Raw genomic sequence first — 12,958 nt, 5'->3', positions numbered from 1 at the left:
TCAGCTCCCTGACGTGGTGGTGGGTGACGGGGTCGCGGACGTCATCACGGGAATGGGGGCCGAGGCTCCCTTGCCGATGCCGTACTGGCCGGCCCGCCCGGACATCTGCTCCCGCAGAGAGTAGACGATCGCGACGCGCCCCACCGGCATGTCGGCGGTATCCACCGTGGAGACGCGCTTGGAGACCTCGCCCTCGTCGCGTACGGCGCTGATCGCGTCGCCGGGCGGGGCGGCGGAGTCGGCGGTGCCGGCCAGCACCGTGCCCTGGCTGCCGACGTCGAGCCCGTCGGCGACGGAGACGATCGCGCCCGCCTGCGTCTCGGCGTTCTCCCCTTCGTACGCCTTCTCCGGCGCGAACACGACCGCCAGCGTGGCCCGCTTGACCGGGTCGCCCTCGGTGCTCAGCAGCCCGCCCGCCTCGAACGTGCTGATGACGTCGGCGGTGGCGGGGTTGGGCGTGCCGCCCTGGGCCTGGTCGGTGGTGACGAAGGTGGCGGCGAGCAGCGCGGCGGCCCTGTCCCAGCTCGTGGCGGTGGCGGGGAAGACCATGTTGACCGGTTTGAGTTGGTTGACCAGGCCGTCGAGCACGCCCTTGTTCTTGGGGTCGAAGAACTTCTCGCTCAGCGCGACCCGGCCGGAGATCTCCGCGCCCGCCTGGTCGAGCACCTGCTCCGACGCCTCGCGTACGGCGTTGCTGGAGCCCGGCGTCTCCACCAGCAGCACCCGCTGGCCGGTCAGGTCGCCAGCCACCAGGTCGCCGGTGGCGGAGATGATGAACTGGTCGTTGCCCGCCTCACGCCCGCGCAGCGAGTCGATCTGCGCGCGCAGCTCGTCGTTGGACGCGGTGAGCCCGGCCGTCACCTCCTCGATGGACTTGACCGCCGGCCCCTGCAGCAGCGTGGTGCCCAGCACGATCCCCACCGCGAGGGCCAGGAAGATCGCGACGATGGAGACGAGGTGGTAGCGAAAATCGATCACGAGAAGAGTCCGACCAGCCAGAAGATGAATGCGTTCCAGAGGTCTTGCAGGCCGTTCAGCCAGGTGCGGCCGAGGGGCGAGAGGCCGAGCGCGACCCCCATGGTGATCAGCGCCGTGATCACGAGCAGGAGGAGTTGGGAGGTGGTGATGCGGCTGCGGTAGAGCCTGCTGACGCCCTTGGCGTCGATGAGCTTGCTGCCGATGATCAGCCGGGTGAGGAAGGTGCTGGCCATGCCGGAGCGGCCCTTGTCGAGGAACTCCTCCAGGGTGCCGTGCGTGCCGACCGCGACGATCAGCTCGGCGCCCTTGTCGTCGGCCAGCAGCATCGCGATGTCTTCGCTGGTGCCGGTGGCGGGGAAGATGACGGCCTCGCGGCCGAGCTGGTGCACCCGCTCCAGGCCGGGTGCCCTGCCGTCGCGGTAGGCGTGCACGACGAGCTCGGCACCGCAGGTCAGGGCCTTGGTGGAGACGGAGTCGAAGTCGCCGACGATCACGTCGGGCAGGTAGCCGGCCTCCAGCAGCGCGTCGGCCCCGCCGTCGACCCCGACGAGGACGGGACGGTATTCGCGGATGTAGGGCCGCAGCGTGGCGATGTCTTCCTTGTAGTGGTATCCGCGCACCACGATGAGGACGTGTCTGCCCTCCATGGGGGTGCGGATCTCAGGCACGCCGACTCCGTCGATGAGAAGCTTGCCCTCACCGCGAACGTACTCCATCGTGTTGACGGCGAACGCCTCGATCTGCACGGCCAGACCGGCGCGCGCCTCGGCCATGGCGGCCTCGACGGTCTCCATGGTCTGCGGCTCGCCCTTGCCGACCACGTCGTCGTCGAGGTAGACGACCCCGTCGCAGACGCGGACGACGTCGCCGTCCTTGACGCGTTCGAACAGCTCCTGGTTGGCGTTGTCGATGAACGGCACGCCGTTGTCGAGCAGGATCTGCGGCCCCAGGTTGGGGTAACGGCCGCTGATGCCGCTGGCGACGTTCACCACGGCCGCGGCGCCGCACGCGACGAGCGCCTCCGCGCTGACCCGGTCGACGTCGACGTGGTCGATGATCGCTATTTCTCCGGGCTGGAGGCGTTTGGTGAGCCTCTTGGTACGCCGGTCGATCCTCGCCACTGCCGTTACACCGGGAAGGCCCTCGACCTTCCTGCCGCGGAGGCCCGGCATTCTGCTTCCCGGAACCTTCATCAAGACCATCCTGCCAGAGCGAAACAGCGCGGAGGCCACGCATAGCGCGGCGTGTCCGCTATGTCACCCAGGATCACCTGTCGGCGGCGGCGAGCCCCAGGAGTTCTTCGGCGTGCGCCCGGCCCAGCTCGGAGTCCTCCAGACCGGCCAGCATCCGGGACAGCTCGCGGACGCGGCCCTCGTGGTCGAGCGCCGTGACCCCGCTGCGCACGACGCTGCCGTCGCTCGCCTTCTCCACCACCAGGTGCTGGTCGGCGAAGGCCGCCACCTGCGGCAGGTGTGTGACGACGATCACCTGCGCGGTGCGGGCCAGCCTGGCCAGCCGGCGCCCGATCTCGACCGCCGCCTTACCCCCGACCCCCGCGTCGACCTCGTCGAACACGAACGTCGGCACCGGATCGGCCCCGGCGAAGACCACCTCGATCGCGAGCATGACGCGGCTCAGCTCGCCGCCGGAGGCGCCCTTGTTGAGCGGCAGCGGCGGCGCGGCGGGGTGGGCCGCCATGCGCAGCTCGACCTCGTCGCGCCCCTCGGGGCCGAACTCCTCGGTCTGGGTGAGCTGGACCACGACCCTGGCGTGCGGCATGGCCAGCGCCGTCAGCTCCTCGGTCACCGCCTGGCCGAACCGCTCGGCGGCGGCCTGGCGAACGTTGGTGAGCTCGGCGGCCAGCTCGGTCAGGCGGGCGGTCAGCTCGTCGTACTCGCGGGTCAGCTCGTCGATGCGCTCGTCGTCGCCCTCCAGCTCGGCCAGCCGGGCGGCGGCCTGCTGCGCCCACGACAGCACGCCCGCGCTGTCCTCGGCGTACTTCCTGATCAGGCTGGACAGCACCGACCTGCGCTCCTGCACGGCGGCCAGCCGGGCGGGGTCGGCCTCGACGGACTCCGCATAGGCCGCCAGGTCGGTGGCCACGTCGGAGATCAGGTATCCGGCCTCGGCCAGCCGGTCGGCCATCTGTGCGAGCTGGGGGTCGAAGTCGCGCACCGCCTCGACGGCCGCCCGCGCCTCGCCCAGGAGCGAGATCACGTCGTGCGGGCCGCCCGCGGCCTCCATCGGGTCGCCGAGCAGCGCCGTGTGCGCGGTCGTGGCCGCGCTGCGCAGCGCGTCGGCGTGCGAGAGCCGCTCCTCCTCGCCGCGCAGCTCGTCGTCCTCGCCGGGCTTGGGGTCGACCTTCTCGACCTCCTCCAGCCCGAACCGCAGCAGGTCGGCCTCCTGCGCCCGCTCCCTGGCCCGGGTCGTCAGCTCTTCGAGCTGCGCGGCCACCTTCTTGTGCCGTTTGTACGCCTGCGAGTACGCCCGCAGCGGTTTGACCAGGTCGTTACCGGCATACCGGTCGAGCGCGGCCCGCTGCCTGGCCGGCTGCAGCAGCCGCTGCTGGTCCATCTGGCCGTGGACGGCCACCAGGTCGTCGGCGAGGTAGGTGAGCGTGCCCACGGGCACCGTGCGCCCGCCCAGCCACGCCCGGGACCTGCCCTCGGCCGAGACCGTGCGGGAGATGATCAGCTCGCCGTCCTCGGCCTCGCCGCCGATGTCCTCCACCTGCTGGGCCACGCGCCCGCCCGGCTCGATGACCAGCGTGCCCTCCACGCTCGCCCGCTCGGCCCCGGGCCGCACGCGCGAGGGATCGGCCCGGCCGCCGAACAGCAGCCCGAGCCCGGTCACGACCATCGTCTTGCCCGCACCCGTCTCGCCGGTGACCACGTTGAAGCCGGGCGAAAGCTCGAGGACGGCCTCGTCGATGACGCCGAGCCCCTGGATGCGGACCTCCTCGACCCTTGGTCGCACTGCCCACTCCCGTTCACTGCCGTGTCTGACGCCGCTGCCTGCGACGGGCCGCTCTCACGCGGCCTGTCGTCGCCCACGTGATCCTACGCGCTCCGCCCTCCATTCACTCAGGGTCGAGCCCTTCCGCGCCAGCCCTGGACGGGAAGCTCGAACTTGGCCACCAACCTGTCGGTGAAGGGCGCGCCCGTGCTCTCCACACCGTGCAGGCGCGCCAGGCGGACGGGCTCGGCGCCCCTGCGGACCTCCACCCGGGTTCCGGACGGGAGTTCGAATCTACGCCTTCCATCACACCACAGAACACCGCCGGGTGTGTCCGGCAGGATCTCGACGGCCAGGGTGGAGCGGGGCGAGACGACCAGCGGCTTGGCGAACAGCGCGTGCGCGCTGATGGGCACCATGAGCAGCGCCTCGACCTCGGGCCAGACGACGGGGCCGCCGGCGGAGAAGGCGTACGCGGTGGAGCCGGTGGGCGTGGCGCAGATCACGCCGTCGCAGCCCCACCTGGACAGCGGCCTGCCGTCGATCTCGGCGACCACCTCCAGCATGCGCTCCTGCTTCTCGACGGTGGCCTCGTTCAGCGCCCAGGTGTCGGCCAGGACCCGGCCGTTCTGCCGGGCGAGAACATCGACCGTCATGCGCTCCTCGACGTCATAGCGGCCGGCCACGACGCTGTCGACCGCCGCCGCCAGGTCGGCGACCTCGGCCTCGGCCAGGAACCCGACGTGCCCCAGGTTGACGCCCAGCAGCGGCGTGCCCGCGGGCCTGGCCATCTCGGCGGCGCGCAGCAGCGACCCGTCGCCGCCGAGCACGATCATGACCTCGGCGTCCTTGGCGGCGCTCGGGTCGGCGGGCACCGCGTCGGCCTTCTCACAGCCGATCTCGGCGCACTCCGTGTCGAGCACCCGGACGGTGATGCCGGCGTCGACCAGCCGGTTGATGACCAGCCGGGCACTGTCGACGGCGGCGCCGCGCCCGGTGTGCACGGCGACCAGCACGGTGCGATTCATTGCGGCCCTTCCGCGACGGCACGCTGGATCTCGGCGTCGAGGTCGGCGACCTGCGGCGCGCCCTCCCCCTTGCCCAGCCACAGCAGATATTCCACATTTCCCGACGGCCCGGGCAGCGGGCTGGCGGTCACCCCGCGCACGCTCAGCCCCAGCTCCAGCGCCTTCGCCGCGGCGTCACGCACCGAGCGGGCGCGCAGCTCCGGATCGCGGACGACGCCGCCCGCGCCGACCAGGTCCTTGCCCACCTCGAACTGCGGCTTCACCAGCATCACGAAGTCGGCCCGCGGCGCGGCCACCGCCGCCAGCGCGGGCAGCACCAGCCGCAGCGAGATGAACGACAGGTCGCCCACGATCAGCGTGGGCGGCTCGCCGACCATCTCGGGCGTCAGGTCGCGCACGTTGACGCGCTCCATGACGGTCACCCGCTCGTCGTTGCGCAACGACCAGGCGAGCTGGCCGTAACCGACGTCCACGGCCAGCACGTGACCGGCGCCGCGGCGCAGCAGCACGTCCGTGAACCCGCCCGTGGACGCGCCCGCGTCGAGGCAGCGGCGGCCCGCCACCTCCAGCCCGCCGAACGCGTCGAGCGCGCCGAGCAGCTTGTGCGCGCCGCGCGAGACGTAGTCGGGGCCGTCTCCGGATGCGGCCACGACGATCGCGGAGGCGGTGTCGACCTGCGTGGCGGGCTTGCGCGCCCGCTGACCGCCGACGCTCACCCGGCCGGCCTCGATGAGCTGCGCGGCCTGCTCGCGCGAGCGCGCCATGCCACGGCGTACGAGCTCGCTGTCGAGACGGATCCTGCGGCTCACCGGCGGCCCACGGCCCCGTCGGGAGCGCCCTCGCGGACCGGCTCCTCCACTGCGGCCAGCACGCCCTCCAGCCCGGAGAACGTCTCGTCGAAGACCGCGACGTGCTCGCTCACGGGCAGCTCGCCCAGCCGGGCGAGGCCGGCCACGATGGCGTCGACCCGCTCGTCACCGGTCTCCTGGGGCACCACACTCATGACTCGACCGTAACGCCTCCCGCGAGCACCCGGGACCTTGGCAGGCGTGTCACGCGTTGAAGCTCATACGGGGGTGCTACTGATGTGGAACGCTACCGTCCGCAAAAGGAAAGAAAGGATGCGCATCATGGCAAGCGTCGAGGAGTGCCGGGCGGCACTGGCCAAGCTCGTCGCGCAGTTCGACGAGATCGACGAGGCCGACCGTGCCAAGCACGTGGTCGAGCGTACGGTCAGCTGCCGGGTCTCCGACCTCGACGTGACCTTCTACGGCCGGCTGCACCACGGGGGGCTGGACCCGTTCACGGAGCAGCCGCCGGCGGACGGCAAGGCCGCCGACGTCAAGCTCACGATCGTGAGCGACGACCTGGTCGCGCTGGTCGACGGGGAGCTGGACCTGGCACGAGCACTGCTCGGAGGGCGGGTGAAGATCGACGCGAGCTTCGGCGACCTGCTGCGCCTGCGCAGACTCATCTGAACGCCCGGCCGCTCGCCGACAACCGGGCGGCCGGCCGCTCCTCCACGCGCGCACCGGCGCGGCCCTGACGCGTGCAGGCAGGCGCTCACATCGCCTTGACGCATGCACGTCCCCGCAGCGTCCTGACACGTACAAGCACGCCCCCGCAGCGCCCTGACGCGTGCAGGCACGCCCCCGCAGCGTCCCGACGCGTGCAGGCACGCCCCCGCAGCGTCCCGACGCGTGCACGCACACTTCCACATCGCCCTGACGCGTGCAGGCACGCGCCCCCGCGTCGTCCTGACCAGCTCAGGCAGACGCCAGAGCCATCCACCCCGAGCAGGCGGATGCCCGCACGCCCAACCGCTCGCCCCTCACGCGACTTATCCCGACTTATCCCGATATGACGCGACTTACCCCACCCGCTCCAGCACCGGCTTGACCGCGTCCTCCTCCACCCGTCCCTCACCGGCCGCCGCCCAGGCGGCGGCGCAGGCGGCGCGCAACCCGTCGATCCGGCTGCCCTCACCGTCGAGCCGCAGCACCCCGTCCCGCCACTCGGCCCGCCATCCCCCGCAGGCGCCGTCGCGCACCTCCGGATAGGGCTGGAGCAACGCCCCAAGGTCCTCCCCGACGTACGTGGGCCGGTGCCGGGGTTCCGCTGTCAGCACATCCGCCACCGTCGCCACCCCGGTCAGCACCAGCAGGCTCTCCACCCCCGCGTTCGAGGCGCCCTCGATGTCGGTGTCGAGCCGGTCCCCCACGACCAGCGGCCGCCGAGCCCCCGTACGGATCATCGACTCCCGGTGCAACGGCGGATCCGGCTTGCCCGCATAGATCGGCTCGACCCCGGTGGCGTGCGCGATCACCCGCACCATGGCCCCGTTCCCCGGCAGCTCCCCCCGCCCGGTCGGCATCGTGCTGTCGGCGTTGGACGCCACGAACAACGCCCCCTGCCGCACCGCCAGCGCCCCTTCCGACAGCAGCCCGTACGACAGCCCCGGCGCGATCCCCTGCACCACGGCGACGGGCGACTCGGCGGCCGTGGAGACCGGGCGCAGCCCCTGGCGGCGTACCGCCATCCGCAGCCCGGACCCGCCGACCACGAGCACCTTGGAGCCGGGCGGCACCCGCTCCGCGATCAACCGGGCGGCGGCCTGCGCCGAGGTCACCACGTCCTCGGCCGTTGCGGGCGCGCCCAGCTCGCGCAGGTGAGCGGCGATGGCCGCCGGCGTCCGGGAGGCGTTGTTGGTGACGTACGCCAGCCGCACACCGTGCCGCCGCGCCTCCTCCAGCGCCTCCAGCGCCCCTGGCACGGCGTGGCTGCCCAGGTAGACCACGCCGTCGAGGTCGAGCAGCAGGGTGTCATAGCCGTCGATCAGCACAACGCCTCTTCCCGTTTGACTCTCACGTTGCGTGAGACTTTAGCGTCGCCCTCGTACCCACCCAGAGAAGGGACGACCATGCCAGAGAACCTCACCCTCATCCCCGAGACCCGCACGGAGCCCTCCGGCGACTTCGACCCCGACGCGCACGCGGCGGAGGCGGAGCAGCGCTGGGGCGGCACGGACCCGTGGGCCGAGGCGAAGCGCCGCACGTCCTCCTACACCAAGGAGGACTGGAAGCGGTTCAAGGCGGAGGCGGCCGACATCACCGACCGCCTGGCGGACGCGCTCCGCTCCGGCGCCCCCTCCGACGGCGACCTGGCCATGGACCTGGCGGAGGAGCACCGGGCGCACATCTCCCGCTGGTTCTACGAGTGCACGTACAAGATCCACCGCGGCCTCGGCGAGACGTACGTCACGGACCCCCGCTTCACGGCCTCCTTCGACGCGACCGTGCCGGGCCTGGCGGCCTACCTCAAATCCGCCATCGCCGCCAACGCCGCACGCCACAACGCCTGACTCCCTTCAAGCCCGGCGACCCCTGCCCGCTCCGGGGTCGCCCAGCTCGGGGATGCACGAACAGGAGTTCCCCACTACCCACGCCTCTCGAAACCCACAGAAACAGAGAACCGGGCGAAAGGGCGAGGAAACCCAACTCTCGCCCCACCATCCCCCAGCCCAAAAGCGCTTACATTTCCCTCCGGGCCCGCAAAGTCGCCCGCACACTCTTCAAGGCCGTCACGTAATTCCGCTCGTCCGGCCGCATGGCGACAGCGATGGCCAGCGGCTCCTGAGCCCCTTCCACGTCGCCGGTCCGCCACAACGCCAAGCCCAGCCCGAAGTAGGCATAATCCTCGGCCGGATTGGCATCGACGATCTGCCGGAAACTGGCCGCCGCCTCCGCGTACTGCCGCGAATTGAACTGCGCCCGCGCCAGCGCCTCCAAAATGCTGCGCGATTCAGGCTCCGCCGCCGCGGCCCGTTCGAGCAACGCCGCAGCCGCAGCCGGACTGCCCTCCTTCAGCAGTTTCACCCCACGCTGATACCAGTCGTAAACACCGCCCTGGGGAGCACCCGTACCCTCATCATGAACATTGCCATCCTGACCCATGCGTGAGGACTCCTTCATCGCTGTACGGTGACCTGGCCCGCGACCTGCCTCGGAACGGACACGACTGCAACCGTGGGGCGACTTCTGGAGGGCGCAGGCATTTGTGAAAGCATGCCCGGTATGGGGACTCCTGAACTGCCCGTACCCACTGGACTGGTGCTACGGCCTTTCCGAGGCGTGCGTTTCGCTGTCGAAGATCCCGCCAAGGTGACCTCCCCACCGTACGACCTCATCTCCGACGCCGACGTAGAGGTCCTCCTGGACTCTCACCCGAACAACGTCGTCCGCCTCATCCTTCCCTGCTCCTCCCGCAGCAACTCCTCCCCCACCGCCGCCACGCACGACCTGCCCGAATCCCCCGCCGCACAGGACCGGAGCGCGCCACCCGCCACCGCCACGCACGGCCCCACGGCGTCACCCTCCTCCACCCAGCAGGACCCGGCTCTTCACAACCCGACCACGCCGCCCACCCCCACCACGCCCAGCCCAGCCGCGCCGCCCTTCTCCACCCCGCAGGACCCGACCGGCTCACCCTCCACCACCCCACGGAACCCGAGCGCCCCGCCTTCCCCCATGACCCTCACCTGGGCAGGCCCGACAAGCCCCTCCGCGGCCCGCTCCCCGGACGAGGCGACCGCTCCAGGCCCGCAGCCGACGCAGCAGTCGGGACAACCGCACTTCCGCCCTGACCCGACCTCCCCCACCGGGGAAACCCCGATGGACCCCCGCTACGCCGTGGCCAGGGACACGCTCAGGGAATGGCTGGACTCCGGCGTGCTGGTGCCGGACGACGTGCCGGCGCTGTACGTCTACGAGCAGAGCGGCCCAGGCGTCCTGCAACGCGGCCTGATCGGCGACGTCGGCCTGGTGGACCCGGGGCAGCGCATCATCCTCCCCCACGAGGACGTCTTCCCCGGCCCCATCGCCGACCGTCTCGCTCTCATGAGCACCACCCAGGCCAACCTCGAGCCCATCTTCCTCCTGTACGACGGCGCCAACGGTACGGCCACCCGCCTGGTGGACGAGGTCGCCTCAACCCGGCACCCCCTTGTCTCGGCGAACACCGAAGACGGCCTCACCCACCGCCTCTGGGCCATCACCGCCCCGGAGGAGATCGCCGCCATCAACGCCGACCTCCACGACCGCCAGGCCCTGATCGCCGACGGCCACCACCGATACGCGACGTACCGCGTCCTCCAACGCCAGGAACGAGCCGCCCACCGCAGCACACCACAACACCCCCAACCCCCGGCCCAGTCCGCCCCACCACACCACGAGCGCCCCTCGCGTCCCGCCGCACAACACCACGGGCACTCTTCCCGCCCAGCCTCAGAACGGCCCGCGCATGGGGGTGCGAGCAGCCCATCCCCGGGGAACGGCGAGTCGGCCTCCGGCTCAGGGGGCTTCGGCCAAGCGCCCGAGTACAGCGAAGCGGCCTTCGGCCCGTGGGACTTCGGCCTGGCCCTGCTGGTCGACTCACGCGCGTACCCACCCGACCTCCAGGCCATCCACCGCGTCATCGAGGGCCTTCCGCCGGCCGAAGCGGTGTCCAGGGCCAAGAGCTCGTGGCAGGTGCACGACTACAAGGACCTGGCGACCGGCCTGGCCGCGTTGGAACAGGCCTCAGAGCCCGCGTTCTTGCTCGCCGGCGAGGACGGCGCCCACCTGCTCACCGACCCCGACCCGGTACAGCTCGCCCGAGCCATGCCCCCGGACCACTCCGACCGCTGGAACTCCCTCAACACCTCCGTCCTCTCCGAATTCGTCCTGCCCGTGGTGTGGGGCATGCGCGACAACGACCAGACCGTACGCATCGTCCACCACGACACGGAGGCCGCCGTACGCCTCGCCATCCAAACCGGCGGCACGGCCGTCATCCTCAAGCCACTGGCGGTCGATGACGTGCTGGCCATAGCCGCCGGCGGTGAACGCGTCCCACGCAAGTCCACCTCCTTCGGCCCGAAACCACGAACCGGCCTGGTCCTACGCACCTTCGCCACCGACTGAGGGCCCACCGGCTAAGGGCGCCGTCGGCTAAGGGCCCCACCAGCTAAGGGCGCTGTCGCCTGAGAGCACAACCGGCTGAAGGCACAGCCGGCTGCGACCACGGCCGACCAAGACTCGGCACCACGGCCAGGGCGTGGTGGCGAGCTGGCGGGCGACCAGCCAAGGACCAGCCGACCGGGGGCGCGATCGGCTGAGGCGCATCTGGTCGGGGGTAGGCAGGGCCGACTCCCAGCACAGCCGGCCAAGGGCGCGATCAACTGCGCGCATGACCGGTCTGAGCACGACCAGCCGCGAGCACAGCCGATCAGGGTTCGACCGGCCAAGGACGCAGCGGGCTGGCCTCTTCGGAAGGTAAGGAGCGCGAGGTGAAGGCGTGATCGGCATCGGCGTGGTGGTACGGGGGCTGGGGTTCATGGCGATGTGAGAGGGCGGGCCGACCCCTGCGGCGAGGAAGGGCCATGCGGCGAAGGGTGACCCGCTGTATTCGGAAGGTCTGGCCGGACTCCTCTGGGCCGGAGCAGGCGTAGTGGAGCAAAGGGTGGCGTCACAGGCGACTCCGCCGCAGCAGCGCGGCTGTGACGGCCCGTCGCGCTGGGCCGCTCTCAAGCGCATCTCCCCTCCTCTTGGCAACGCCTGGCAACGCATTCCGCCGGCCAGGCTGCCGTCCCCACAGCCCGGCCCCCGGAACCATCGCCGTCTCGCCGGGGTTCTGCCGGTCCCCGGCCAATGGACTGGCCGGAGACCGACCGGTGGATCGGCCCGTGGATCGGCCGGCGGATCGGCGGAGGGCCGACCGGCGGATTGGCCACAGACCGGCCGGTGGATCGGCCGGGGGTCGGGCTATGGGTGGGGAGATTAGCCGGTGGGAGCCAGGTAGGGGACCTGGCGGGGGATCAGGGCGGCGAGCATGGTGGGGTCGGCGTCGACGGCCGGGGTGGGTGGGATGGCCGGCTCCGCCTCGTACGGTTTCGCGGTGCTCACCTCCACCTCGTATCGCCAGGTCTTGCCGGTGGTCGGGCCGTAGACGCGGCAGCGGAACGAACCTGTCACCTCCAGGTAGTCGCGGGGCTTGAGGGCGCGGACGACGGCGGCCGTCTCCGGGTTGAACGTGACGCACGGGACGCTGTCACTCAGCACCGCCCCGCGTTTGTCGCGGCGGCGACGGACGATGATGCGCCACTTCGTCACCGTGTCGCCGCTGGGCATGGGGTGCTCCTCCACCGGTGCTGACAGCCTGCCCACCAGCAAGACTTCGTTTCTGTCCACGGTCGTCCTCCTATCGGTGCTCTGGTGGAGATCACTCTCTACGATGAGGAGGAGGCCGGATCGGCTGAACGCCGTTCTGGGGACAACGGCTGGAGGCTCAGGAGTGGCTGTGGACAACATCACCGCGCTCGGCGGCGACGTCTATGAGATCGACACCAGAATGGCCGGGTTCGCGGGCATCACGGCTGGTTACCTGATCCTCAGCGACCGGCCCTGCCTGGTCGAGACGGGAACCTCGACCTCGGCTCCCGTGGTACGCGACGCGCTCGCCTCGCTGGGTGTCGGCCCCGAAGACCTGGCCACGGTCGTCGTGACCCACATCCACCTCGACCATGCCGGCGGGGTCGGCGACATCGCCAAGTTCTTCCCGTCAGCGCAGGTCGTCGTACACGAGAAGGGCGCCCGCCACCTCGCGGAGCCGTCCCGGCTCATGGCCAGCGCGCGCATGGTGTGGGGCGACCGGCTCGACACGCTGTTCGGCGAGCTGTCCCCCACTGAAGCCGAGCGCATCGTCGCCCTGGGCGACACAGGCGCCATCGACCTGGGCAACGGGCGCACGCTCAACAGCCGCTACTCCCCCGGCCACGCCAAACACCACGTGGGGCTGGTCGACTCCGCCACGGGCGACCTGTACGTCGGGGACGCGGCCGGCGTCTACCTGCCCGAAACGGGCGACCTGCGCCCTGCCACCCCTCCACCGGACTTCGACCTGAACACCGCACTCGATTCGATCGCGCTGTTCGAGGCACTTCAGCCGCAACGGTTGCTGTT

Annotated in this window: 13 protein-coding genes; 4 read left to right on the top strand and 9 right to left on the bottom strand. The window is 71.2% G+C overall.

The window, feature by feature from the left end:
• The 6 genes from HCN51_RS17260 to HCN51_RS17235 form a co-directional block, all read right to left on the bottom strand.
• Positions 1 to 978: a copper transporter gene (locus HCN51_RS17260; protein WP_168010623.1), complete on the bottom strand. Its 978-nt coding sequence runs from the start codon at positions 976 to 978 to the stop codon at positions 1 to 3.
• Positions 975 to 2,171, bottom strand: a complete 1,197-nt coding sequence (gene steA, locus HCN51_RS17255; protein WP_080037047.1) for a putative cytokinetic ring protein SteA — start codon at positions 2,169 to 2,171, stop codon at positions 975 to 977. Before steA ends, HCN51_RS17260 begins: the two co-directional genes overlap by 4 nt.
• 73 nt (positions 2,172 to 2,244) lie before the next feature.
• A complete protein-coding gene (gene recN, locus HCN51_RS17250; RefSeq protein ID WP_168010622.1) occupies positions 2,245 to 3,954 on the bottom strand; it encodes a DNA repair protein RecN in 1,710 nt (569 codons plus the stop codon).
• Positions 3,955 to 4,061: 107 nt separating this feature from the next.
• A complete protein-coding gene (locus HCN51_RS17245) occupies positions 4,062 to 4,961 on the bottom strand; it encodes an NAD kinase (protein WP_080037045.1) in 900 nt (299 codons plus the stop codon).
• Positions 4,958 to 5,770: a TlyA family rRNA (cytidine-2'-O)-methyltransferase gene (locus tag HCN51_RS17240; protein WP_168010621.1), complete on the bottom strand. Its 813-nt coding sequence runs from the start codon at positions 5,768 to 5,770 to the stop codon at positions 4,958 to 4,960. The genes HCN51_RS17245 and HCN51_RS17240 overlap by 4 nt, the downstream gene beginning before the upstream one ends.
• Positions 5,767 to 5,964 (bottom strand): hypothetical protein, encoded by a 198-nt coding sequence (locus HCN51_RS17235; RefSeq protein WP_168010620.1) that lies wholly within the window; start codon positions 5,962 to 5,964, stop codon positions 5,767 to 5,769. Before HCN51_RS17235 ends, HCN51_RS17240 begins: the two co-directional genes overlap by 4 nt.
• Positions 5,965 to 6,091: 127 nt before the next feature.
• Here HCN51_RS17235 and HCN51_RS17230 point away from each other — a divergent pair, with 127 nt between their 5' ends.
• Positions 6,092 to 6,439, top strand: a complete 348-nt coding sequence (locus HCN51_RS17230; RefSeq protein WP_168010619.1) for an SCP2 sterol-binding domain-containing protein — start codon at positions 6,092 to 6,094, stop codon at positions 6,437 to 6,439.
• Between the two features lie 392 nt (positions 6,440 to 6,831).
• On the opposite strand, the gene HCN51_RS17225 is transcribed toward HCN51_RS17230, so the two are convergent.
• Positions 6,832 to 7,803, bottom strand: a complete 972-nt coding sequence (locus tag HCN51_RS17225) for an HAD-IIA family hydrolase (RefSeq protein WP_168010618.1) — start codon at positions 7,801 to 7,803, stop codon at positions 6,832 to 6,834.
• 78 nt (positions 7,804 to 7,881) lie between these two features.
• Between HCN51_RS17225 and HCN51_RS17220 the strand changes: the two genes are divergently transcribed.
• Complete coding sequence (locus HCN51_RS17220) at positions 7,882 to 8,322, top strand: TipAS antibiotic-recognition domain-containing protein (protein ID WP_168010617.1); 441 nt, start codon at positions 7,882 to 7,884, stop codon at positions 8,320 to 8,322.
• Positions 8,323 to 8,491: 169 nt separating this feature from the next.
• Here the strand turns inward: HCN51_RS17220 and HCN51_RS17215 are convergent, their stop codons facing one another.
• Positions 8,492 to 8,932 carry a tetratricopeptide repeat protein gene (locus HCN51_RS17215; RefSeq protein WP_240972950.1) on the bottom strand — a complete coding sequence of 147 codons (441 nt, stop codon included), beginning with the start codon at positions 8,930 to 8,932 and terminating at the stop codon, positions 8,492 to 8,494.
• A 93-nt stretch (positions 8,933 to 9,025) separates the two neighbouring features.
• On the opposite strand from HCN51_RS17215, the gene HCN51_RS17205 reads away from it, so the two are divergent.
• Complete coding sequence (locus tag HCN51_RS17205; RefSeq protein WP_346433683.1) at positions 9,026 to 10,921, top strand: DUF1015 family protein; 1,896 nt, start codon at positions 9,026 to 9,028, stop codon at positions 10,919 to 10,921.
• 855 nt (positions 10,922 to 11,776) lie between these two features.
• Here HCN51_RS17205 and HCN51_RS17200 read toward each other — a convergent pair.
• Positions 11,777 to 12,187, bottom strand: coding sequence for a single-stranded DNA-binding protein (locus tag HCN51_RS17200; RefSeq protein ID WP_168010616.1), 411 nt, complete (start codon positions 12,185 to 12,187; stop codon positions 11,777 to 11,779).
• A gap of 109 nt (positions 12,188 to 12,296) precedes the next feature.
• Between HCN51_RS17200 and HCN51_RS17195 the strand changes: the two genes are divergently transcribed.
• Positions 12,297 to 12,958: MBL fold metallo-hydrolase (locus tag HCN51_RS17195; protein ID WP_346433682.1), on the top strand; the 662-nt coding region annotated here is incomplete at its 3' end.

Origin of the sequence: Nonomuraea composti, from assembly GCF_012034275.1 — a bacterium.
Classification (GTDB): domain Bacteria; phylum Actinomycetota; class Actinomycetes; order Streptosporangiales; family Streptosporangiaceae; genus Nonomuraea; species Nonomuraea composti.
This window is presented reverse-complemented; position numbering and strand designations above follow the sequence as displayed.